This window comes from Pseudomonas sp. B12(2026), from assembly GCF_057767015.1.
This window is the reverse complement of the sequence record NZ_CM173430.1, coordinates 1,246,847-1,269,840: the sequence shown is the minus strand read 5'-3', so window position 1 is coordinate 1,269,840 and position 22,994 is coordinate 1,246,847. Positions and strand designations below refer to the sequence as shown.

At 68.4% G+C, this 22,994-nt stretch carries 20 protein-coding genes; 6 read left to right on the top strand and 14 right to left on the bottom strand.

What is annotated here, in order from left to right:
* Window positions 1-32: 32 nt before the first annotated feature.
* From AC3B6A_RS05985 to AC3B6A_RS05955, 7 genes are all read right to left on the bottom strand, one after another.
* Window positions 33-1,220 carry a beta-barrel domain-containing protein gene (locus AC3B6A_RS05985; protein WP_488401376.1) on the bottom strand — a complete coding sequence of 396 codons (1,188 nt, stop codon included), beginning with the start codon at window positions 1,218-1,220 and terminating at the stop codon, window positions 33-35.
* Window positions 1,210-3,372, bottom strand: a complete 2,163-nt coding sequence (locus AC3B6A_RS05980; RefSeq protein WP_488401375.1) for a type I secretion system permease/ATPase — start codon at window positions 3,370-3,372, stop codon at window positions 1,210-1,212. Before AC3B6A_RS05980 ends, AC3B6A_RS05985 begins: the two co-directional genes overlap by 11 nt.
* Window positions 3,362-4,639 (bottom strand): TolC family protein, encoded by a 1,278-nt coding sequence (locus tag AC3B6A_RS05975; RefSeq protein ID WP_488401374.1) that lies wholly within the window; start codon window positions 4,637-4,639, stop codon window positions 3,362-3,364. The genes AC3B6A_RS05980 and AC3B6A_RS05975 overlap by 11 nt, the downstream gene beginning before the upstream one ends.
* Entirely contained in the window at window positions 4,639-10,803 is a 6,165-nt protein-coding gene (locus AC3B6A_RS05970) for an Ig-like domain-containing protein (RefSeq protein ID WP_488401373.1), read from the bottom strand. The genes AC3B6A_RS05975 and AC3B6A_RS05970 overlap by 1 nt, the downstream gene beginning before the upstream one ends.
* A 613-nt stretch (window positions 10,804-11,416) precedes the next feature.
* Entirely contained in the window at window positions 11,417-11,764 is a 348-nt protein-coding gene (locus AC3B6A_RS05965) for a type II toxin-antitoxin system RelE/ParE family toxin (protein ID WP_488401372.1), read from the bottom strand.
* 9 nt (window positions 11,765-11,773) lie between these two features.
* Complete coding sequence (locus AC3B6A_RS05960) at window positions 11,774-12,025, bottom strand: type II toxin-antitoxin system Phd/YefM family antitoxin (RefSeq protein WP_488401371.1); 252 nt, start codon at window positions 12,023-12,025, stop codon at window positions 11,774-11,776.
* A 101-nt stretch (window positions 12,026-12,126) separates the two neighbouring features.
* Complete coding sequence (locus AC3B6A_RS05955; protein WP_488401370.1) at window positions 12,127-12,630, bottom strand: BRO-N domain-containing protein; 504 nt, start codon at window positions 12,628-12,630, stop codon at window positions 12,127-12,129.
* 190 nt (window positions 12,631-12,820) lie between these two features.
* Here AC3B6A_RS05955 and AC3B6A_RS05950 point away from each other — a divergent pair, with 190 nt between their 5' ends.
* Together AC3B6A_RS05950 and AC3B6A_RS05945 are read left to right on the top strand one after the other, a co-directional pair.
* Entirely contained in the window at window positions 12,821-13,021 is a 201-nt protein-coding gene (locus AC3B6A_RS05950; protein ID WP_488401369.1) for a DNA-binding protein, read from the top strand.
* A gap of 12 nt (window positions 13,022-13,033) precedes the next feature.
* On the top strand, window positions 13,034-13,336 hold the full coding sequence (locus AC3B6A_RS05945) for an addiction module antidote protein (RefSeq protein WP_488401368.1): 303 nt from the start codon (window positions 13,034-13,036) through the stop codon (window positions 13,334-13,336).
* A 56-nt stretch (window positions 13,337-13,392) separates the two neighbouring features.
* On the opposite strand, the gene AC3B6A_RS05940 is transcribed toward AC3B6A_RS05945, so the two are convergent.
* A complete protein-coding gene (locus AC3B6A_RS05940; protein ID WP_488401367.1) occupies window positions 13,393-14,610 on the bottom strand; it encodes a cytochrome c biogenesis protein DipZ in 1,218 nt (405 codons plus the stop codon).
* Window positions 14,611-14,688: 78 nt separating this feature from the next.
* Window positions 14,689-14,961, bottom strand: coding sequence for a DUF2790 domain-containing protein (locus AC3B6A_RS05935; protein WP_488401366.1), 273 nt, complete (start codon window positions 14,959-14,961; stop codon window positions 14,689-14,691).
* Window positions 14,962-15,185: 224 nt separating this feature from the next.
* On the opposite strand from AC3B6A_RS05935, the gene AC3B6A_RS05930 reads away from it, so the two are divergent.
* The 4 genes from AC3B6A_RS05930 to AC3B6A_RS05915 all read left to right on the top strand — a co-directional run bounded on the left by AC3B6A_RS05930 (window position 15,186) and on the right by AC3B6A_RS05915 (window position 18,588).
* On the top strand, window positions 15,186-15,926 hold the full coding sequence (locus tag AC3B6A_RS05930) for a response regulator (RefSeq protein ID WP_488401365.1): 741 nt from the start codon (window positions 15,186-15,188) through the stop codon (window positions 15,924-15,926).
* Entirely contained in the window at window positions 15,923-17,233 is a 1,311-nt protein-coding gene (locus tag AC3B6A_RS05925) for a sensor histidine kinase (protein ID WP_488401364.1), read from the top strand. Before AC3B6A_RS05930 ends, AC3B6A_RS05925 begins: the two co-directional genes overlap by 4 nt.
* A 125-nt stretch (window positions 17,234-17,358) precedes the next feature.
* Window positions 17,359-18,003, top strand: coding sequence for a hypothetical protein (locus tag AC3B6A_RS05920; protein WP_488401363.1), 645 nt, complete (start codon window positions 17,359-17,361; stop codon window positions 18,001-18,003).
* A 69-nt stretch (window positions 18,004-18,072) separates the two neighbouring features.
* Window positions 18,073-18,588 carry an HvfX family Cu-binding RiPP maturation protein gene (locus AC3B6A_RS05915; protein ID WP_488401362.1) on the top strand — a complete coding sequence of 172 codons (516 nt, stop codon included), beginning with the start codon at window positions 18,073-18,075 and terminating at the stop codon, window positions 18,586-18,588.
* Between the two features lie 868 nt (window positions 18,589-19,456).
* Here the strand turns inward: AC3B6A_RS05915 and AC3B6A_RS05910 are convergent.
* From AC3B6A_RS05910 to AC3B6A_RS05890, 5 genes are all read right to left on the bottom strand, one after another.
* On the bottom strand, window positions 19,457-19,879 hold the full coding sequence (locus AC3B6A_RS05910) for an organic hydroperoxide resistance protein (protein WP_488401361.1): 423 nt from the start codon (window positions 19,877-19,879) through the stop codon (window positions 19,457-19,459).
* Window positions 19,880-19,891: 12 nt separating this feature from the next.
* Complete coding sequence (locus AC3B6A_RS05905; protein ID WP_488401360.1) at window positions 19,892-20,650, bottom strand: HvfC family RiPP maturation protein; 759 nt, start codon at window positions 20,648-20,650, stop codon at window positions 19,892-19,894.
* Complete coding sequence (locus AC3B6A_RS05900; protein ID WP_488401359.1) at window positions 20,643-21,494, bottom strand: HvfB family MNIO-type RiPP peptide maturase; 852 nt, start codon at window positions 21,492-21,494, stop codon at window positions 20,643-20,645. Before AC3B6A_RS05900 ends, AC3B6A_RS05905 begins: the two co-directional genes overlap by 8 nt.
* A 57-nt stretch (window positions 21,495-21,551) precedes the next feature.
* Complete coding sequence (locus tag AC3B6A_RS05895; protein WP_488401358.1) at window positions 21,552-22,022, bottom strand: HvfA family oxazolone/thioamide-modified RiPP metallophore; 471 nt, start codon at window positions 22,020-22,022, stop codon at window positions 21,552-21,554.
* Window positions 22,023-22,523: 501 nt separating this feature from the next.
* On the bottom strand, window positions 22,524-22,901 hold the full coding sequence (locus AC3B6A_RS05890; protein ID WP_488401357.1) for a RidA family protein: 378 nt from the start codon (window positions 22,899-22,901) through the stop codon (window positions 22,524-22,526).
* Window positions 22,902-22,994: the final 93 nt, after the last annotated feature.

Sequence of the window (22,994 nt, the reverse complement as noted above, 5' to 3'; positions counted from 1 at the left end):
GGCGCGAACGCTCCGGCCGGCGCCGCATCCGCTCAGTAGAGCCGGGCCTTGATCAGCGGGCGCAGCAGGTAGTTGAGGACGCTGCGCTTGCCACTGAGGATATCCACCTCGGCGACCATGCCGGGGATGATCGGCAGCACCTCCTCGCCGCGCCTGAGCTGGCTGCCGTCGGTGCGGATCAGCACCTGGTAGTACGACTCCTTGCCGTGGGGCGTGTCCTCCTCGATGGTGTCGGCGCTGATCTGCTCCAGGGTGCCCTTGAGGTCGCCGTAGATGCTGAAGTCATAGGCGGTGATCTTCACCTTGGCCGCCATGCCCGGCACCAGGAAGGCCACGTCGCGCGGCTTGATCTTCGCCTCCACCAGCAGGCGGTCCTCCACCGGAATCACCTCCATGATCGCCTCGCCGGGCTGGATCACCCCGCCGCGGGTGTTGATCAGCACGGTGTTGACCCGCCCGCGCACCGGCGAAAGGATCTCGGTGCGGCGCAGCTGGTCCTGGCGCTGCTGGACGATCGGCTCCAGCGCGCTGAGGTCGGCCTTGCGCTGCGAACGCTCGGTGTAGGCGTCCTGGAAGTAGCTGCTCTTCAGCTCGGTCAGCTTGCCGTTGAGGGTGGCGATGTCCTGGCTCAGGCGCAGCGCCTCCATCTGGCTCACCGCGCGCTTGGCCACCAGCGGGCGGACCAGGTCGAGCTGGCTCTGGGCCAGGCCGATCTGCTTCTTGATCGCCTGGCTGCCTTCGAGCAGCTTGTCCCGCCGCGACTTGAACAGCTCGCGCTCGGAGCGCGCCAGCGGCCCCTGCGGATCGACGTCCGGCGGGAACTCGATGGCCGCCTTGCCCAGCACCTCGGCGTCCAGCCGGGCGATGGCCGCGCGCAGCACGCCGGCCTGGTTGGCCGACTCCTGGAAGTTGGTGAGGAAGCGCGTCTCGTCGAGACGCACCAGCGGCTGGCCGACCTCCACCAGGTCGCCCTCCTGCACCAGCAGACGGTCGAGAATCCCCCCTTCCAGGCTCTGGATCTTCTGGATGCGGCTGAACGGCACCACCCGCCCGTCGCCGCGGGTCACCTCGTCGAGCTCCGCCCAGGCGGCCCAGGCGACGAACAGCGCGACGCTGCCGAGCAGGGTCCAGAGCAGCGGGCGATAGACCGGGTGGGTGGTCGCCAGCAAGGGGTCGGCGAGTTGCCGGCGCAACTGCACGGAGCGGTCATCAGAGGCCATGGCCAGCTCCTTCGGCGACCTGCGGCGCCTGCACCTGGTTGCCCTGCACCACCTGGTTCAGCGGGCCGTCCATGATCACCTGGCCGTTGCGCAGCACCACCGCGCGGTCCACCAGCGCCAGCACGCTTTTCTTGTGGGTGGTGAGGATCAGGGTGCGTTTGCCGAGCCACTGCTGCAGGTAGTCGATGACCTGCTTCTCGCTGTTCTGGTCGAAGGCCGCGGTCGGCTCGTCGAGCAGCAGGATCGGCGGGTCCTGCAGCAGCACCCGGGCCAGCCCGACCGCCTGGCGCTGGCCGCCGGAGAGGCTGGCGTTACCCTGGATCGGCATGTCCAGGCCCAGCGGGTGGGCGCGCACGAAGGTGCCCAGGCCCACGCCGTCGAGGGTTTCCAGCAGTTCCTCATCGCCCAGTGCGGCGTTCGCCAGGTTGAGGTTGTCGCGCAGGCTGCCGTGGAACAGCGCCACGTCCTGCGGCAGGTAGCCGATGCCGCGCTGGCGGTCGGCCGGGTCGATCTGGCTGAGGCTGATGTCGTCCAGCAGCAGCCGGCCGTTCTGCGCGTCGAGCAGGCCGCTGAGCAGCCGCAGCAGGGTCGACTTGCCGGCGCCGTTGCCGCCGAGCAGGGCCACCCGCTCGCCGGCCTGGATGTTCAGCGCCTGCACATCGACCACCGGCGGGCTGTCGCCGTGGGCCAGGCGCAGCGACTCCAGGCGGTAATGCCCGTGGAGGCGTTCGCGGTGGACGAAGCGCTTGCCGGCGGGGCGTTCCTGCTCGGCCGCCATCAGTTGGTCGAGGCCCTCCAGCGCGACCTTGGTGTGCTGCCAGCGGCCGAGGATGGCGGCCGCCTGGGACAGGGGCGCGATGGCCCGCGAGGAAAGGATCGAGCAGGCCACCAGGGCGCCGACGGTCATCGCCCCGTCGCTGATCCGGTAGACGCCGAACACCACCACCCCGACATAGCACAGCTGCTGGACGATGCTCGCCGAGTAGCTGAGGGTCGAGGCCAGGGCGTGGGTCTTCATCGCGGTGCCGGCCAGTTCGCCGGTGAGCGTTTCCCACTGCTGCAGGCAGCGGCCCTCGGCGCGCGAGGCCTTGACCGTCTCCAGGTGCTCGAAGGCTTCCAGCAGCACGCTGTTCTTCATCGCCCCCTCGCGCAGGTTCTGCCGCGACAGGTGGCCCAGCAGGCGCTGGGTCAGCAGCCCCGGCAGCAGCATCAGCACGCAGGCCACCAGCGGAACCCAGACCACGTGGCCGCCGATCACCGCGATGATCAGCAGGAAGATCGCCACGAACGGCAGGTCGCTGATCAGCGCGGCGCTGGACGAGGTGAAGAACTCGCGGACCGACTCGAACTCGCGCACCTGGGTGCTGAAGGCGCCCATCGACGCCGGCTTGGCGGCGATCCGGGTGCTCAGCACGCGGGCGAACAGCAGGCTCGACAGCTGCAGGTCGAGGCGCTTGCCGAGCACGTTGAGCAGGTGCCCGCGCATGATCCGCAACACCCCGTCGACGACGATCGCCAGGGCCACGCCGCTGGCGAGTATCCACAGGGTGTCGAAGGCCGCGTTGGGCACCACGCGGTCGTACACCTGCATGGCGAACAGCGCCGAGGCGACGGCCAGGACGTTGGCCACCAGGGCCGCCGCGGTGACTTCCGCATAGGAGCGCCAGAGCCGCTTGAGCGGCCCGAAGAACCAGTGTTCCGGCAGGCCGCTGGCGTAGTCGCCGACCCGCCCGTCGGAGCGGTAGCGGCACTTGGCGAACACCGCCGTGCCGCTGTAGAGCGCTTCCAGATCGGGCAGCGCCAGGCGCTCGCGGCCGCCGTCGCTCTGCGGCACCAGCACCTCGAACTGCTCGCCCTCGACGCCGACCAGCACCAGGCTGCGGCCATCACCGAGCAGCAGCAGGGCCGGCAGCAGGTAGGCATCCATCTGCCGCAACGGCAGTTCCGCGACCCTCGCGGTGATGTCGGCGCGGCGCAGCGCGCGGGCGACCAGGCGCAGCGGCAGGCGGCCGTGCTCCAGCGGCATGCCGTCGACCAGCTCGGCGTCGCCCAGCGGCCGCCCCAGTTGCCGGCACAGCAGCAGCAGGCCCTGGCGCAGCGGGTCGTCGTGGTTCAGGGTCACGACATTATCCGGGGATTGTTCAGCTTCCATGATTCAACCGGTTCTCCAGTAGCGCCCCCAACAGGCCGACCTGGGCGGCCGCCCGATACTCGATGCGCTTGCGCTCGATGCGCAGATTGATCAGTTGCCGCTCGGCCTCGAAACGCTCGCGCTGGACGTTGAGCAGGTCGATCACGTCGCGCCGGCCGACCTCGAACTGCTCGCGGTACAGCTCGCCGACCTGCTCCGACTCGCTCACCTGCTGGCTCAGCGATTGCTCCCGCCAGCGCAGCGTGTCGCCGTTGTCGAAGAGGGTCTGCAGTTGCCGGCGGATGTCGCGCTGCATCGCGTCGGCGGTCCATTTCGCCGACTCCAGGCGCTGCTGCGCGGCGGTCGGCCGGCGGAAGTTGGAGAGTCCCTGGAAGGTGTCCATGCGAAAGCGCAGCGACATCACCGAATCGCTTTCCGGGCGGCCGCCGATCTCCCGGCGCAACGCGGTGGCCTCCAGGTTCAGCTGCGGCAGCAGCGAGGCCTTGGCCTCGCGGACTTCCGCCTCGGCGACGTTGGCGTCCTCCAGCGCCTTGCGCTGCAACGGCGACTCGCGGATCACCCGGCCCACGTCGCTGGCGGCCAGGTAGCGCTGCAGCGACAGCGGCTCGGGCTCCACCAGCTCGGAAGGCTCCTGGCCGACCAGGATCGCGTACTGGTTGCGCGCGTCCTGCAGGTTGCCCTTTTCCAGCGACAGCTGTTCCTGGGCGCGCGACAGTTCGAGGTTGGCGCGGTCCAGTTCGCTGCGGTCGGCGTAACCGTCGCCGCCGCGCGCCTGGGTCATCTCGCGGATGCCGTCGAGGCGCTGGATGTGCTGGCGCACCGCCTCCACCCGGCGCTCCGAGGCGAGCACGTCGAGATAGGTCTCGACGATGTCCAGCGCCGCGTCGTCGCGCGCCACCAGCACCGCCTCGGACAGCTTGCGCTGGGTCGCGCTGGCGCTGTCGACCTTGCTCGTCACCCGCCCCCAGTCGTACAGCATCTGCGAGGCGGTGACGTCGTAGACGACTTCGCCGACGTCGAACTCCTGCGGCCCCCCGGACATGGCGACGGAGGGGTAGTAGCCGCCCTTGGCGATCTCCACCTCGGTGCCCGCGCGTTCCGCCTCGGCCATCGCGGAACGCACCTCGGGGTGGATCGCCAGCCCCGCCCTCACCGCCTGGTCGAGGGGCATGGCCGGGGCGGACAGCGGCAGGCCCAGGCAAAGGAGCCAGAGGACTCCCTTGCCGCGGCGCCATCCCTTGCGCGCGTACTGCCTGCGGCCCCGCATCAAACCACGACCTGCACCGTGTTGTCCTCGATCAGCAAGGTGCTGCTGCCAAAGGTGTAGACATCGTAGGTAATGCCGTTGATCAGCTGCGTGGTCCCGGTGTTCACGGCACCCACCACGTTGAGGGTGTCGTTGCTCTCGCCGGTGATCTGCAGGGTGTTGTTGGCATCGGTGATGGCGTCGACCTCCGCCGCGGTCAGGGTCAGCACGCTCCCCGGGTCGCCCGTGCCGAGGTCGATACGCTCGATATTGCTGAGCGTGCCGACGCCGGCGGCGTTGTAGTCGAGGTCGATACCGTCGGCCAGGATCAGGGTGTCGAAGCCCGCGCCGCCGTCGATGCTGGTGAAGTTGGTCGCGGTGATCTGGATGGCGTCGTTGCCGTCGCCGGCCAGCACCTGGTCGCCCGTCCCCACGTTGAAGATCAGGTCGCTGCCGTCGCCTCCGTTGATGTGCTCCGAACTGCCGTCCGCCCCGGACATGACGTCGTCCCCGGCGGTGCCGTTGACGTCGATCTCGCCGATGTTCAGCGACAGCCCGTTGGGCGCCAGGGTGATGCCGTAGGCCGCGCTGTCGTTGCCGTTGCTGTCGGTGGACACGACGTTGAACGAGATCTGCGACCCGAGGTTGAGGATGTCGGTGATGTTCAGCCCCAACTGGCTGAGAACGCTCGGCTCGAGCAGGTTCAACGCGAAGTGGCCGGTGGAATCCGCCTGGATCGGCAGCAGCTCGACATTCAGCGCCGGCGTGATGACGCGGATCACCACGCTGGAATCCGGCTCGGTGGTGCCGCTGAAACCGAACCGCGGGTCCAGCGGGTTGAGACTGACGTCGACACCGAAACTACCGATGGTCACCGGCTGCTCGATGCTGGAGCCGACGGCGATGGTCGCCACGTTGCTCTGGTTGCCGGCCGGGTCCTGGCCGACCACCGAAACCTGGGCATTGAGCAACTGGTCCAGGGTGAGGTCGATGTCCAGGTCGGTGAGCAGGTTCAGCGAGGCCAGCCCGCTGTTGTCGGCGGTCACCGTCGCGGTGGCGGTCACCCCGCCGACGTCCACGGTGACCGTCAGCTCGGTGCCCGGATCGGTGGAGATGGTCAGGAGGCTGCCCACCAGCGACAGCACCGGGGTCGCCGGCGGAATGGTGTCGATGGTGAATGGCACCACCGCCGAATCGGTTCCGCCATCGATGTCGGCGGTGATGGTCGAGGCGCCTTCCGGGAACGGCCCCATGCCGTCGCCCGGGGGAACGGTCACGGTGACGCTGCCGGCAAGGATGTCGTCGGCGGTGATGGTATACGCCACCTGCGTCTCGTAGCCGTTCTGCCCGGCAAACATGACGGTGATCACCTGGCCGACCTGCATGGTCGGACGGATCGCCACGTCGACCTGGATGCCATCGCCGATCTCGGCGCCGTTGATCCAGGTATCGGCGGCCTCCGGCACGCTGATGGTCGGCGGCGCCAGGTCCGGCGCATTGATCGTCGCCGGCCCGCTGGTGTTGCCGGCGGCATCCACGGTGACCCCGGAGATCAGCTCGCCGGTGATCAGCGCCGGGGAGAACGGCAGGCTGAAGTTGCCGCTGCCGTCGACGTTCACCGTGATCGGGTTGGCGGTATCGCCGTCGACCACGATGCGCACCTGGCTGTTCGGCTCGGCGGTACCGGTCAGCAGCGCGCCATCGGCGCTGATGCTCAGCAGCGGCGCCGACGGCGCCACCGAATCGACCGTGGTGCTGACCGGGCCGCTGGCGTTGCCGGCGGCGTCCTCGGCCACGGCAGTGATCACCGTGCCGTTGGCCAGCGGTGTGGCCGGGGTGAAGCTCCAGTTGCCGCTGCCGTCGGCGGTGGTCTCGCCAATCGGGTTGCCGCTGCCGTCGGTGAGGATGACGGTGGCGCCAGCCTCGGCGGTGCCGGTGATTTCGCTGCCGTTGCTCGGGTCGATCACCGGCGCGGGCGGCGCCACCGCGTCCACCGTGGTGCTGACCGGGCCGCTGGTGTTGCCGGCCGCGTCCTGCGCCACGGCGTTGATCACCGTGCCGTCACCCAGCGGGGTCGCGGGGGTGAAGCTCCAGTTGCCGCTGCCGTCGGCAATGGCCTCGCCGATCGGGTTGCTGCTGCCGTCGGTGAGGATGACGGTGGCGCCGGCCTCGGCGGTGCCGGTGATTTCGCTGCCGTTGCTCGGGTCGATGGTCGGCGCGGGCGGGGCGATGGCGTCGACCGTGGTGCTGACCGGACCGCTGGTGTTGCCGGCGGCGTCCTCGGCCACGGCATTGATCACCGTGCCGTTGGCCAGCGGGGTGCCCGGTGTGAAGCTCCAGTTGCCGCTCCCGTCGGCGGTGGTCTCGCCGATCGGGTTGCCGCTGCCGTCGGTAAGGATGACGGTGGCGCCGGGCTCGGCGGTGCCGGTGATTTCAGTGCCGTTGCTCGGGTCGATCACCGGCGCGGGCGGGGCGATGGCGTCGACCGTGGTGCTGACCGGGCCGCTGGCGTTGCCGGCGGCGTCCTCGGCCACGGCGTTGATCACCGTGCCGTTGGCCAGCGGGGTGCCCGGGGTAAAGCTCCAGTTGCCGCTGCCGTCGGCGGTGGCCTCGCCGATCGGGTTGCCGCTGCCATCGGTGAGGATGACGGTCGCGCCAGCCTCGGCAGTACCGCTGATGACCACACCGTTGCTCGGGTCGATGGTCGGCGCGGGCGGCGCGATGGCGTCGACCGTGGTGCTGGCTTGCGGGCTGGTGTTACCGGCGGCGTCCTCGGCCACGGCGTTGATTACCGTGCCGTCGGGCAACGGTGTGGCCGGGGTAAAGCTCCAGTTGCCGCTGCCGTCGGCAGTGGTTTCGCCGATGGGATTGCCGCCGCCATCGGTGAGAGTCACGGTGCTGCCCGGCTCGGCGGTGCCGGTGATCTCAGTGCCGTTGCTCGGGTCGAGCACCGGCGCGGAAGGTGCAACCGCATCCACCGTGGTGCTGACCGGGCCGCTGGTGTTGCCGGTGGGATCGGTGGCCGTGGCGTTGACCACGGTGCCGTTGGCCAGCGGGGTGCCGGGAGTGAACGACCAGTTTCCGCTGCCGTCTGCGGTGACCTGGCCGATCGGATTGCCGCCACCATCGGTCAGGGTCACGGTGGCGCCCGGTTCGGCGGTGCCGCTGAGGGTGGTGCCGTTGCTCGGATCGATCACCGGCGCGGCTGGCGCGCTGGAGTCGACGGTGACCGTCGCCGGCGGGCTGACATTGCCAGCCGGATCGCTCGCCGTGGCATTGACCACGGTGCCGTTGGCCAGCGGCGTACCCGGGGTGAACGACCAGTTGCCGCTGCCATCGGCAGTGGTTTCGCCGATGGGATTGCCACTGCCATCGGTGAGAGTCACGGTGCTGCCCGGCTCCGCGGTGCCGCTGAGGCTGCTGCCGTCGCTCAGGTCGACGGTGGGCGTGCCCGGAGCCACACCGTCCACGGTGGTGCTGCCCTGCCCGCTGGTGTTGCCGGCCGGGTCGGTCGCGGTGGCGTTGACCACGGTGCCGTCGGGCAGCGGGGTGGCCGGGGTGAAGGTCCAGTTGCCGCTGCCATCGGCAGTGGTTTCGCCGATGGGATTGCCGCTGCCATCGGTGAGGGTGACGGTGCTGCCCGGTTCGGCGGTGCCACTGATCGTGGTGCCGTTGCTCGGATCGATCACCGGCGCGGCCGGGGCCAGCGAATCCACGGTGGTGCTCGCCGGAGCGCTGGTGTTGCCGGTGGGGTCGGTGGCCGTGGCGTTGACCACGGTGCCATTGGGCAACGGGGTGCCAGGAGTGAACGACCAGTTGCCGCTGCCGTCGGCGGTGACCTGGCCGATGGGATTTCCGCCGGCATCGGTCAGGGTCACGGTGCTACCCGGTTCGGCGGTGCCGCTGAGGGTGGTGCCGTTGCTCGGATCGATCACCGGCGCGGCTGGCGCGCTGGAGTCGACGGTGACCGTCGCCGGCGGGCTGGTGTTACCGGCGGCGTCCTCGGCCACCACGTTGACCACCGTGCCGTCGGGCAGCGGCGAAGACGGCGTGAAGCTCCAGTTGCCGCTGCCGTCGGCGGTGACCTCGCCGATCGGATTGCCGCTGCCGTCGGTGATGACCACGGTGCTGCCCGGCTCCGCGGTGCCGCTGAGGCTGCTGCCATCGCTCAGGTCGACGGTCGGTACGGCCGGAGCCACGCCGTCCACGATGGTGCTGCCCTGCCCGCTGGTGTTGCCGGCCGGGTCGGTCGCCGTGGCGTTGACCACGGTGCCGTCGGGCAGCGGGGTGGCCGGGGTGAAGGTCCAGTTGCCGCTGCCATCGGCAGTGGTTTCGCCGATGGGATTGCCGCTGCCATCGGTGAGGGTGACGGTGCTGCCCGGTTCGGCGGTGCCACTGATCGTGGTGCCGTTGCTCGGATCGATCACCGGCGCGGCCGGGGCCAGCGAATCCACGGTGGTGCTCGCCGGAGCGCTGGTGTTGCCGGTGGGGTCGGTGGCCGTGGCGATGACCACGGTGCCGTTGGGCAACGGGGTGCCGGGGGTGAACGACCAGTTTCCGCTGCCGTCGGCGATGACCTGGCCGATCGGGTTGCCGCCGGCATCGGTCAGGGTCACGGTGGCGCCCGGTTCGGCGGTGCCGCTGAGGGTGGTGCCGTTGCTCGGATCGATCACCGGCGCGGCTGGCGCCTGCGAGTCCACGGTGACGCTGGTGCTTGGGCTGGTGTTGCCGGCGGCATCCTCGGCCACCACGTTGACCACCGTGCCATCGGCGATCGGCGTGGTCGGGGTGTAGGTCCAGTTGCCGCTGCCATCGGCAGTGGTTTCGCCGATCGGGTTGCCGCTGCCGTCGGTGAGGATCACGGTGCTGTTCGGCTCGGCGGTGCCGCTGAGGCTGCTGCCGTCGCTCAGGTCGACGGTCGGTACGGCCGGAGCCACGCCGTCCACGATGGTGCTGCCCTGCCCGCTGGTGTTGCCGGCCGGGTCGGTCGCGGTAGCGTTGACCACCGTGCCGTCGGGCAGCGGCGAAGACGGCGTGAAGCTCCAGTCGCCGTTGCCGTCGGCGGCGACTTCGCCGATGGGATTGCCGCTGCCATCGGTGAGGGTGACGGTGCTACCCGGCTCGGCGGTGCCGCTGAGCTCGCTGCCATTGCTCGGGTCGAGCACCGGCGCCGCCGGCGCCACGCCATCGATGGTGGTGCTGGCGGGCGGGCTGCTGTTGCCGGCGGCATCCTCGACCACCGCGTTGACCACGGTGCCATCGGGCAGCGGCGTGGTCGGGGTGTACGACCAGTTGCCGTTGCCGTCGGCGGTGGTCTGGCCGATGGGGTTGCCGTTGCCGTCGGTGAGGACCACGGTGCTGCCCGGCTCGGCGGTGCCGCTGAGGGTGGAGCCGTTGCTCGGGTTGATCTGCGGCGCGTCGGGGAAGTCGGGGGCCTGCACGGTGGTCGAGGGGCTGCTGTTGCCGGCCGGATCGGTCACCACCACGGAGACCGTTTCGCCGTTGGTCAGCGGCGGGTTCAGCGGAATCTGGAAGTTGCCGTCGGGGCCGACCACCACGGTGGCGTCCGGTTGCCCGTCGCCGTTGCTGTCGATGCTCACGGTGGCGCCCGGCTCGGCCGTGCCGCTGATGCTGCTGCCATCCGCGGCAATCTGCAGGTCGCTGGCCGGCGCCGGGGCCGTGGTGTCCGGCGGCACACTGCCGTCATCGCTGCCACCGCCGCCACCGCCATCGCTGCTGTTGGCGATCGCGATACCGCCACCGATGAGCGCTGCGCCGGCCAACAGTGCGACGCCGGGGCTCATCCCGGCGATGGTGCCGTCGGCGGCGGTGAGCGATTCGAATCCGGCCAGGCTTTCCTGCGGCACGTAGCCCGCCATCAGCGGCCCATCGTCGGCGACCGGCGGCAGGTCGACGGCCACCAGCTTGTCGCGGTCGACCAGGTACAACTGGCTGGCCGGCTGCCCCTCGGCGTAGAAGTTGGCGATGCGCAGGCTTTCGCCGGACTTCATCTGCACGATCAGATCGGCGCCGCTCTTCGAGTAGCCCGCCACACTTTCGGGGGTGATATCCAGAACGACGTTACTGCTCTGGGTGAGAGTCAGGATGCCGTTGCTGGGGATTTCGATGGGAGCGGAAGAAGTAACATTTTGAGCGAGGGGAGATACCTTGGCCTGGATCGACATACCTGACAGTCCTCTTGTCCACGACGCGACCGATCAGTCGCACTAGCCTCTCCAGAAATAGCATCTCCCCCATAAAAAGCCAGTTGGACTTTATATATAACGAATAAGAAAACACCCGCAGCCCGCGTCGTTCGTGAGTTTCGAAATTTCCCTGGCCATGATGGAAATAATCACCTATCTCCTTGATAGCGCTTCATTTATCACAAAGTATTAGTACTTTATATAGTTCCATGAGCGACAACTAAGACGACAACATTCGATATCAAATCAACATCACCCCGAACATCTCCACGACGTAACACCCAATGGAGACGGAAGTTGATAATGCTGTTTATCCAACATATCGACGGAAGTTTGACAAACAGATTCGGGCGCTGCGTTCATCAAGAAAAGAGAAACTGAAAATTGACACTTTCACAGGCTGGGGACAGGTTTATCTTCCCGTGGGCGAGTGGATCATGAGAGACGGCCGCCAAGTGAAAGCGACCTTGAGGTCGCTGGCCGCCCATCGATGAGGCCGAGGGGAAGCGGCCGGTAAGCCAGCCGCCAGCAGGAGCCTGCCGCAGCACCCGCCAGACCAGGAACGGCAAGCGGGAGTTTCGAGAGCCCCGATCTACTCGAACGGACCGACCAGGCAATAGCGGATCAATTGCTGCTGGACGCTCTGCTTCTGCCGCAACACCAGGATGACCGCGATCTCGCCCTGGGGCTCGTGCATCTCGTAGAACACCCGATACGGCCCGCTGTTGAATTCGCGGTAATGCAGCACGCCCAGCAGGCTGGCCTGTTGGCTGACGGGATACCCGTTGGGCGCACCGGGGATCTTTTCCTCGATTTCCGCCACCAGTTCCAGCAGCGAATCCAGCGCGTGCTGCTGGCCGAGGAATGGGACCAGATGATGAATCTGGTCCTGAATGCTCTGCTCTGCCGTATGGGTAAAACGAACGACCAGCTTGGACACGGGCGATCCTCAGTCAGGCTGTGCGAACCTTTTGGCGAGCCGGGCCTTCAGATCGTCGGCGGAACAGTGCTTGCCCTCGGCGTACTGGCGAGACCCCATGGCCAGCAACTTCACCAGTGCAATCGCCTCATCGCGCTGCTGCCTTTCGGCATAGGACTCGACGACATAGGCGGGCACGCCGTTCTGCGTAACGACCATGGGCTCGGACAGATCAAGGTCAGCGGCATGGCGCTTCAGGTAGCTGATGGTCTCGACACGCATGAGACATTCCTCCGGTGGTGATAGGGCGTCACTGAGGACGTCCTCGGCTCGGCCAATATAGCCTGAATTCGGTCCAAATTTGAACCTTCCCTTTCCCGGCGTCAGTCGGCACCCGCCCCCTTTCGCAACCGCCCCAGCCACCCGCCCACCCCCGAGGTAATCCGGCTGAAGGTCGGCAGCTCGTCCCACGGCACCCAGAGGCGTCCCTGCCAGTCGAGGACCACCACCCGCCGCGAGCGCCAGCTCATCGATACGCGGCGTGGACGCTCAGGGTCGACGCGTCCCTGGTCGCGCAACAGGGGAATCACCTCCTCCGCCAGCCACTGCGACAGCACCCGGCTCTCCGGCTGGCCGAAGCGAATCAGCGCCTTGTACAGCGCCGGCTCGTTCAGCACCTCCACCTGTTCCTCGTTGCCGCTGGCATGCAGCAGCCAGATGTTCCGCACCTCGCTGCCCTCCACTCGCCGCGCGAGGCTTTGCGGATGCTGCAGACCAAGCAGGCGCGCAAGGTCGCAGGCGACGAACCAGGGCTGGTCGTCGATCAGCAGAGCGCGCAGGGGGCGTTTGTGACGCATGAAGGTGGTGGCGGTGTAGCGGTCGTCCATGGCAAGCCTCCGAGGCCTATGGCGCGAGGCTTCCCGTTCGAAGGTGGTTGGGTCAGTATTCGAGGTCGCTCACGCAACTGAATGAGCAATATTTGCTCATTTGTAGTATTGCCTAACTCACAAGGATTGAGCAACTATTGCTCAAGAATACTTTCCTATGACGGAAACGACGGCAGATAGAGCTCGGCTATTGGTCAAGCTTCTGGGCCCGAAGAAAACCAGCCTGCACGGCGGCGACTACGACCGCTGGAGAAGCATCAGCAAAGGGGCGATCAGGGTCAGCACGGAGGAAGTCGATGTGCTGGTGAGGCTCTATCCGCAGTACGCGCTGTGGCTGGTCACTGGCGCCGCTACGTTGGAGGTGGAGCAGGCAACCCCGAATGATGATTAGGGACGGTTTTGAATGACCATCGAACTGAGCGATTTCGATACCAGCAACTACCTCGACAACGAGCAAATCATCGCCGAATACCTGTCCCAGGTACTGGCCGACGGTGATCCGGAAGAATTGCTGCTGGCCATCGGCAACATCGCCAAGGCCCGCGGCATGACCCGGATCGCCAACGACTCGGGCCTGGGGCGGGAGAGCCTGTACAAGGTCTTCGCGCCGGGCGCCAAGCCGCGCTTCGAGACGGTGATGAAGGTCATGCGCGCGCTGGGTGTGGAGCTTCAGGCCAGACCGGCCGGCACCGGCAAATCACACTGAGCGCCACCGGAAGGCCGGGGGAAAAAGGGGCAGACAATCCGTCTGCCCCTTCGCTTTCAGGCCCCCGCGGCGGCATCCCGCTCTTTCAATAGCGCCTGAATCACCTCCTCCTGCTCCCCATACCCGCCCTCCCCGATCGCCAGGTGGCGAATCCGCCCCTTGGCATCGATGAAGTAGTGCGCCGGCCAGTACTGGTTAGCGAAGGCGTTCCAGATGCGGTACTGGTTGTCCAGCGCCACGGGGTAGTGGATGTCGTGCGCCTTCACGGCGGCGCGGACGTTCGCCGGGATGCGCTCGTAGGGGTATTCCGGGGTGTGTACGCCGATCACCAGCAGGCCCCGGTCCGCGTACTTCTTCGCCCAGGCGTTCACGTACGGCAGGCTGTGCTGGCAGTTGATGCAGTCGTAGGTCCAGAAGTCGATCAGCACCACCTTGCCGCGCAGGTCCTGCGGCGTCAGCCCGGGGCTGTTGATCCATTCCACGGCGCCCGCCAGCTCCGGCGCGGCGCCGAGGTCCGGCAGGCGTTCGGCGCCCAGGGCGCTGTCGCCGGGCATGAGCCGGGCGAGCAGCGCGGGCACGCCGTCGATGATCTTGCGTTCCAGGCTGTCCACCAGGGCCGACGAGCTGCCGGCGGCGAGCTGCGCGCTGCCGCCGCTGGCGATGCCGACCACGGCCAGCAGGGCGAGCACGCCGGTGGCGCGGCGCAGGCCTTCGAGCACCGCCATGCGCGGGCGCAGGCGCTGCATCAGGCCACGCCCGGCGAAGAGCACGATGCCGAGCACGCTCGCGCTGCCCAGGCCGTAGGCGAACAGCAGCAGGCTGGTCTGCGCGCTGGCCCCCTGGAGCATGGCGCCGGAGAGGATCAGGCCGAGCACCGGGCCGGCGCAGGGCGCCCACAGCAGGCCGGCGGCAAAGCCCAGCAGCCAGGCGGAAAGCGCCGGCGGCAGGCGCCGGGCCTCGCCGTGCAGGCGCTCGCCGAGCCACGCCCAGGGCTTGGCCAGCCAGTCGCTGAAGCGTGGCCAGAGCAGCGCGACGGCGGAAACCGACAACAGCACGAGGGCGAAATAGCGACCCCACTGGCTGGCAGCGATCACCCAGTTGCTGGAGACCGTCGCCAGGCTCGCCAGCACGGCGAAGCCGCTGGCGAGGCCCAGCAGGGTGACCCACGGCGACCAGGCCGGGCCGCCGGCGCGTTGCAGCAGCAGCGGGAGCACGGGAAGGATGCAGGGGCTGAGCAGTGTCAGCGCCCCGCCGAGAAAGGCGATGAGCAACATGGGAACCTCGGTGGGCCGGCGGCCCGTGGGAGTCGCGTCGGATAAACGCCGCGGCCGTCCATGGCCGGGGCCAGGGGATCAGCCGCCTTCGTTGCAGTTGGTGGCGAACTTGCGGTAGGCCAGGCTGTGCGGCTGGCCGTGGGAGTCCAGGTAATCCATGCGGGCCTCGACGACGCCGCAGTCGAAGGGCGAGGCACTGTCTTCGCGGATGGCGATGACCCGCTTCACGTCCAGTTTCTGGCCGTAGTGGTATTGCTCGAGCGGCGGGTTGTCGGCGGCCTGGGCGCCAAGGCTGGCGAAGGCGGCGAGGGTTGCGAGCAGGCAGGCGCTGCCGAGCTGGAGGGTTTTCATGGTGGTCTCCTGTCCTGAGATGGGTTTGCCGGCGGCAGGCGGTGTGCCTGGCCGTTGCTGCCCATTTCAGTGGCCGGAGGTATCGGGCGTGTGTCGCGCCGGGCGCGGGATTGCCGCGGCGGGTATCGGCGGCGGCGCGGGATACAGTGGAATACAAAGCGCGCGCGGCAAGCGCGGAACGGCGCTATACACTGCGCTCACCCCACTGAGAACGAGGCACCGGCATGGACCATGTCGATCACGTACTGATCGTTGATGACGACCGCGAGATCCGCGAGCTGGTCGGCAACTACCTGAAGAAGAACGGCCTGCGCGTGAGCCTGGCGGCCGACGGCCGGCAGATGCGCGCCTTCCTCGACGGCAACACCGTTGACCTGATCGTGCTCGACATCATGATGCCCGGCGACGACGGCCTGAAGCTGTGCCGCGAGCTGCGCGTGGGCAAGCACAAGTCCACCCCGGTGCTGATGCTCACCGCGCGCAACGACGAGACCGACCGCATCATCGGCCTGGAAATGGGCGCCGACGACTACCTCACCAAGCCCTTCTCCGCCCGCGAGCTGCTGGCGCGGATCAACGCCGTGCTGCGCCGCACGCGCATGCTGCCGCCGAACCTGCAGGTCAGCGAGGCCAGCCGGCTGATCGGCTTCGGCCGCTGGAAGCTCGACACCACCGCGCGCCACCTGCTCGACGAGGACGGCACCCTGGTCGCCCTGAGCGGCGCCGAATACCGCCTGCTGCGCGTGTTCGTCGACCACCCGCAGCGCGTGCTCAGCCGCGAGCAGCTGCTGAACCTGACCCAGGGCCGCGAGGCGGACATCTTCGACCGCTCCATCGACCTGCTGGTCAGCCGCCTGCGCCAGCGCCTGCTGGACGACGCCCGCGAACCGGCCTACATCAAGACGGTGCGCAGCGAGGGCTACGTCTTCGCGCTGGCCGTCGAGCTGATCGAGCCGCACCCATGAAATCCGTCCTGCACTGGCCCCGCACCCTGGCCGCGCGCCTGGCGCTGATCTTCCTCGCCGGGCTGCTGCTGGCCTACGGCCTGTCGTTCGCCTCGCAGTTCTACGAGCGCTACCAGAGCGCGCGCAGCATGATGCTGGGCAACCTGGAAACCGACGTCAGCACCGCCGTCGCCCTGCTCGACCGGCTGCCCAGGGATGAGCGCGAAAGCTGGCTGCCCATGGTGCAGCGCCCGAACTACCGCTACCGGCTGGATGGCGGCGAGCCGGGCGAGCCGATGGACATGGCGCAGGCGCCCATGGCCGCTACCTCCATCGCCGAGTCCATCGGTCCGCGCTACGCGCTGCGCTTCGAGGACATTCCCGGCTCCATCGCGCATTTCCAGGCGCACCTCAAGCTCGCCGACGGCAGCCCGCTGACCATCGACGTGACGCCCAAGGGCGTGCCCGTGGCGCAATGGTTGCCCTGGGTGCTGATCGTGCAACTGGCGCTGCTGCTGTTCTGCACCTGGATCGCCGTGCGCCTGGCCATCCGCCCGCTGACCCAACTGGCGCAAGCGGTGGACGATCTCGATCCCGACGCCCCGGCGCCGGAACTGGACGACCGCGGCCCCAGCGAGGTGGCCTACGCCGCCCGCGCCTTCAACGCGCTGCAGGGCCGCATCGGCGCCTATCTGAAGGAGCGCATGCAGCTGCTGGCGGCCATCTCCCACGACCTGCAGACGCCCATCACGCGCATGAAGCTGCGCGTCGAGCAGATGGACGACTCGCCCGAGCGCGAGCGCCTGTGGAGCGACCTGGAAGAGATGCAGCACCTGGTCCGCGAAGGCGTGGCCTACGCGCGCAGCATGGACGGCGCCAGCGAGGCGCCCTGCAAGGTCAACCTGGATGCCTTCCTCGACAGCCTGGTGCTCGACTACCAGGACAGCGGCCAGGCTGTGGAACTGCGGGGCCGCAGCGGCGCGGTGCTGGAAACCCGCCCCCACGCGCTGCGCCGGGTGCTGACCAACCTGGTGGACAACGCGCTGAAGTTCGGCGGCGCGGCCCGGGTGGAAGTCGAGCGCGACGCCCAGGGCATCGTGTGTGTTCGTGTACTGGACGAAGGCCCGGGCATCCCCGAGGAAGAGCTGGCCGAAGTGCTCAAACCCTTCTACCGGGTGGAAAGCTCGCGCAACCGCAGCACCGGCGGCACCGGCCTGGGGCTGGCCATCGCCCAGCAACTGAGCCAGGCGCTGGGCGGCACCCTGAGCCTGTCCAACCGCGCCGGCGGCGGGCTGTGCGCGCAGCTGGAACTGCGTCCTTCCGCCTGACGCCTTCGTACAAAGGGATACATGACGGGCATTGCCGGACACATCCCGGATAAAGCCCGTTGACAGTATGGCTCCACGAGCAGCGGCGGCATCCCGCACGCCGCGCCCGCACTTCGGAGCCTGCCATGAACCGTCCCGCCGAAAACGCCAGCCTGCAGGGCTGGCGGCTGTTTTCCCTGTTGTCGCTGCTGGTGCTGATCGTCACCGCGCTCGCCCTGTGGGCCCAGCCGCAGTGGGTGGAAGCCCTGCGCAGCGCGATCCGCGCCACCGCGCGCACCTCCTTCGCGCTGTTCCTCGCCGCCTTCCTCGCCTCGTCCCTGGCGGCGCTGGTGCCCGGCGCCGTCACCCGCGCCCTGCTGCGCGAGCGGCGCTTCCTGGGACTGGCCTTCGCCTTCTCCCACGCCGTGCACGCGGTGCTGATCCTCCTCTATGTGAAGTTCTTCCCCGAGACCTTCTGGCACGGCCGCAGCGCCGCCGCGAACATCCCCGGCTCGGTGGGCTACCTGTTCATCATCCTGCTGACCCTCACCTCCTTCCCCGCCGCCGTGAAGCTGCTCGGCGCCCGCGTCTGGAAGGGCCTGCACAGCACCGGCAGCTGGGTGATCGCCGGGGTGTTCTTCCTGTCCTTCTACAAGCGCCTGCCGATGGGCTCCTGGTACCCGTTGGGCTTCGGCCTGATCTTCAGCGCCATCGCCTTCAAGCTCGTCGCCAAGCTCGCCGTGCGCCTGCGCCGTAACGCACGCCCCGCCGTATCGAACGCTACCCGCTGACTCCAATCGCTGCCGCGACCGGCCCACGCCGCGCGGAGCCTGCCTTCACTTTTGTCCATGAGGTGCGCCATGACCCTGCTGACCCTGAACCCGCTCAAGACCGTCTTCGACCAACTCGACCGCCTCGCCGCCTGGGGCTGGGACATCCCCCTGCGGCTGTTCCTGGCCTGGGAATTCTTCGAATCGGGCCTGGAGAAATGGCACGGCGAAAACTGGTTCGAGCAGATCCACGCCAGCTTCCCCTTCCCCTTCAACCACTTCTCCGCCGGCTTCGACTGGCAGGTGTCGATGTGGGCCGAACTGATCGCGCCGGTGCTGCTGCTCCTGGGACTGGCCACGCGCCTCGCCTCGGCCTCGCTGATCGTCGTCACCCTCGTCGCCATCGCCGCGGTGCACTGGCCGGCGCAGTGGTCGAGCCTGGCGGAACTGGCCCAGGGCTACTCGATCACCGACCATGGGTTCGGGAATTACAAGCTGCCGCTGATCTACCTGGTGGCGCTGGTGCCGCTGGTGCTGAAAGGCGCGGGGGCGCTCAGTGTGGACGCGCTGGTGCGCAGGCTCCTGGGGACGTCGCGCGCAGCCTGATCTATTTCTGCCCCCGCAGCTTCCCGAGCAACGCCCTCTCCGTTGGAGAGGGCGTTTTACGTTGTCTGCGGGAAAGACCCGCCGCCCTGGCCGGAGCGCCCATTGGGCGCGAATCGCGGACAAGGTCCGCTCCTACGGGTGGGCTGGCGGCTGCGTAGGATGGTGTGGAGCGAAGCGATACCCATCGATCACGGCACCGGCGGCCCGCCAAATGGATGGAGCCTGCGATGTCCATCGGCCCGGCGCGTCGACAGCATGGGTATCGCTTCGCTCCACCCATCCTACCGGGCTGCTTCCCGGGCAACGCCCTCTCCGTTGGAGAGGGCGTTTTACGTTGTCTGCGGGAAAGACCTGCCGCCCTGGCCGGAGCGCCCATGGGCGCGAATCGCGGACAAGGTCCGCTCCTACGGGTGGGCTGGCGGCTGCGTAGGATGGCGTGGAGCGAAGCGATACCCATCGATCACGGCACCGGTGGCCTACAGGATGGATGGAGCCTGCGATGCCCATCGACCCGGCGCGTCGACAGCATGGGTATCGCTTCGCTCCACCCATCCTACGGGGCCCTGATACGAGCCATTCCAATATCGTTCACGGTTACCGAGGCATCAGCCGGATAGCGCATTCCCCCTACGATCGAGGTGCGGTTGTAGGAGCGGATCTTGTCCGCGATTCGCGGGCATGGCCCGCGCCTACAGGGAAACACCGACCGCCACCGACAACACCTGTAGGAGCGAGCTTGCTCGCGAACAGAATCACCGGAAAGCACGGTGCCAGGCGGTTCGCGAGCAAGCTCGCTCCTACGAAAAGCGCAAAGCAAAAAGCCCGCGCACCCATGAAGGTGCGCGGGCTGGCCTGTGGATAACGGCAATCAGGGGATTACGAAGCCCACCTCGATATTCCCGCGGGTCGCCTTGGAATACGGGCAGATCTGGTGCGCCTCGGCCACCAGTTTCTCCTTGTCCTCCGCCGCCAGGCCGGGCAGGTGCACGGTCAACCGGGCGGCCAGGGCGAAGCCGCCGTCGGCGGTGTTGCCCAGGGAGATGTCGGCGTCCACCGCCACGCCCTCGGGGATGCGCACGCTGTGCTTCTGCCCGGCTCGGCGCAGGGCGCCGATGAAGCAGGCGGACCAGCCGATGGCGAGCAGTTGCTCGGGATTGGTGCCGGGGCGGCCGGAGCCGGGCGGGCTCAGCGGCAGGTCGAGTTCACCGTCGGTGGTCTGGCCGCGCCCGTCGCGGCCGCCGGTGGTGTGGGTGTGGGCGGTGTAGAGCGCGGTTGCCAGGGGATGGGTCATGACGCTTCTCCTTCAGGGCCGGGGGCGGTTGGTGCAGTTGGGGCGGGTGCCGGGCACCACGCCTTGTTCCTTGAGGCTGCGCAACAGGGCGATGCCCTGCTCTTCGATGGCAGCCGGCTCGACGCCGGCGATTTCCGCCAGCGCCGCAAGGTGTTGGCGGCCGCTGAGCTGCCACTGCTGCAGCGACACCAGCAGGACATGGGCCAGCGGCGCCAGGCGCGAGAAGTGCACCTTGAGGTCGGCGCCCCGGCGGGCCAGCAGCAGCGTCGGCTCGGCCGGCGCTTCCGGCGGGATGCTGCCGGGGCCGATATGGCTGACCGGCCAGGCATAGGCCAGCGGCATGGCGAGACTGGAGAGCAGCGGCACGCCGTCGAGCAGGTCGCCGTCCGGGTCGTGGGCCGGCTCGGCCTTGTCGCTGAGCAGCAGCGCGGTCTCGATCCACTCGTAGTGGGCCAGTTCGGCCACCCAGCCGGGCTGCTCGGCGCGGCTTTCCAGGTAGTCGACGAACTCGCCGGCGACCTCGGTGAACAGTGGCGTCCGGCAGCGGTAGCCGGCGTAGAAATCCTCGGTCAGCGCCTGCCACCGCTCCTGCGCAAGGCTGGCGCGCAGCACCGGGAAATTGCCGGCCAGCAGCGATTGCAGGTTGCCGAAGAACAGTTGCCGGTACACCGCCAGGCGCCGCGCCTCGATGCCGGGCGGCGGCTCGTTGGCCTGCGGGTCGCGGATGAAGCGGGTCATGCGCAGTTGCTGTGCGCGCAGGGTCTCAGCCATGGCGCACCTCCGCTGCTTGCGCGGCAGATTGCAGGCCGCGGATGTAGTCCACTTCGCCGAGCAGTTCGGCCAGCGGCGGCAGGTTGAAATCGCGCTCCAGCAGGGTCGGCACCGTGCCCAGGTGCCGGTAGGCGCTGGCCAGCAGGCTCCAGACGTCCGCCTTCACGCTGGCGCCGTGGGTGTCGATCTTCAGGTCCGGCGCTTCGTCATAGTGGCCGGCCACGTGCAGGCAGACGACGCGCCCGGCCGGCACGCGGGCGAGGAAGTCGGCGGCGTCGTAGCCGTGGTTGCAGGCGTTGACGAACAGGTTGTTGACGTCCAGCAGCAGGTCGCAGTCGGCCTCGTCCAGCACCGCGCGGAGGAAGTCGATCTCGCTCAGCGCCTGGTAGGGCGCGGCGTAGTAGGAGATGTTTTCCACCGCGATGCGGCGGCCGAGGGCGTCCTGCACGTCGCGGATGCGCCCGGCGATGTGGCGCACGGCTTCGTCGGTGAAAGGCATCGGCAGCAGGTCGTACAGGTGGCCGTCGTCGGAGCAGTAGCTCAGGTGTTCGCTGAACAGCGGCACGTGGTGGCGGTCGAGGAATTCGCGGGTCCGGCGCAGGAACACGTGGTCCAGCGGCTCGGGGCCGCCCAGCGACAGCGACAGGCCGTGGCAGGACAGCGGGAAGCGTTCGGCCAGGCGGGCCAGGCCTTCGCCGTAGGAGCCGCCGACGCCGATCCAGTTGTCCGGCGCGCATTCGAGGAAGTCCACGGCGCCGGCGTCCATGCTCAGCAGTTCGGGCAGCAGCGCACGACGCAGGCCGAGGCCGGCACCTTGCAGGGAAAGGGAGGTGGTCACGGGCATTCTCCTTGGGCGAAAAGCCCTCCCCGGCCAGCGGCGCGGGGAGGCCGTCGGCGCTGATCAGTTCCTGGCCTGGCTCAGCTTGCTGTACAGGTCGGCGGGGAACGGCTTGCCGTTGGCGTCGAACTGGTCCTTGCGGAAGCGGTAGACCTCGCCTTCGGAGAGGAAGCCGTCGTGGTCGGCGTCGATGGCGTCGAATTCGGCGTTGGCCTTGGGCGCCACGGTCAGCAGTTCGGCGCGGGAGACGCGGCCGTCGTGGTCGGCATCGGTGCGGTTGAAGGAGGCGTCGCCGCACTTGCCTTCACCGCACTTGCCTTCGGCCTGGGTCGCCTTGGCCTGGGCGCCGGCGGCACCGCACTTGCCTTCGCCACACTTGCCCTCTCCGGCCTTGTCGGCGGCGGCCAGCTGGTAGCCCTGCGGCAGGGCTTCCACGGCGAAGGCGGAGGACGCCAGGTTCAGGCCGCCGGCCAGGGCGACAGCGAGCAGGCCCAGTTGAGTCTTCGAGCGTTGGGTTTTCGGGGTACGGGTCATGGTGCTTCTCCAGATGCTGGGGCGCATTCGCGCCGGGTCATGCCTGATGGCGGAGTCCCTCGGACGAAGCGCTCTGGAGGTCTTGCCCTGCCGTCGCGTCGTTCGTTCGGGTAGGGCTATTTCGCCTTGGCGATGTATCGCCGGCGTATCGGCGGCTGGAGGCTTTTGTATGTGTGTATCCGCTCAGGGAGCGGTGGATACAGAGGAATACATTCGGGCGGGTCGGTTCGACCGGCAGGCTCTGGGCCGGACCTGCAGGAGCGGGCCATGCCCGCGAACCGGGGGTATGGCGCGGGAAGGGGCGACCAGCAGAAAGGCAGGACCGCGAGCGGTCCATCGCGGACAAGGTCCGCTCCTACGGGAGCGGGTACGTCGCGCCTTCGTAGAAGCGGACCTTGTCCGCGAAATCCTCCAGGCCGCTGGAGGGCATCTGAAAAAAGCAAGGGCCGCAATGCGGCCCCTTCTTCGCGGGCGTGGCCCGCTCCTGCAACGGCAGAAGGATCAGCCCGCGCGCCTGGCGGCGATGGCGGTGACTTCCACCTTCATGCCGTCGAAGGCCAGCTCGGAGACGCCAACGGCGGCGCGCACCGGGTAGGGCTTGGCGAAGAAGCGGCAGTACACCTCGTTGAAGGCGGCGCGGTCGGCCATCCGGGTCAGGTAGATGGTCAGGTGCAGGACGTGGTCCAGGCCGCTGCCGGCCTTTTCCAGCGCGACCTGCAGGCTGCGCAGGGTGGCTTCGCTCTGCGCGGTGATGTCGCCCAGCTCCAGGCTGCCGTCCTCGCGGGTGGGAATCTGCGTGGAGACCAGCAGGCCGCCGAAACCGGCGACGTCGGAGGAGATGGCTTCGGGGTCCGCGTCGGGGATGAAGGTAGGCGTCATGGGAAAATCTCTGCTGTCGGTGAATGAGTCGCGGTGCCGCAGCCAGTGCGCGGCATGGTCGCGCAGCTTAGCCGCTTCCACCGCCCGCACGCC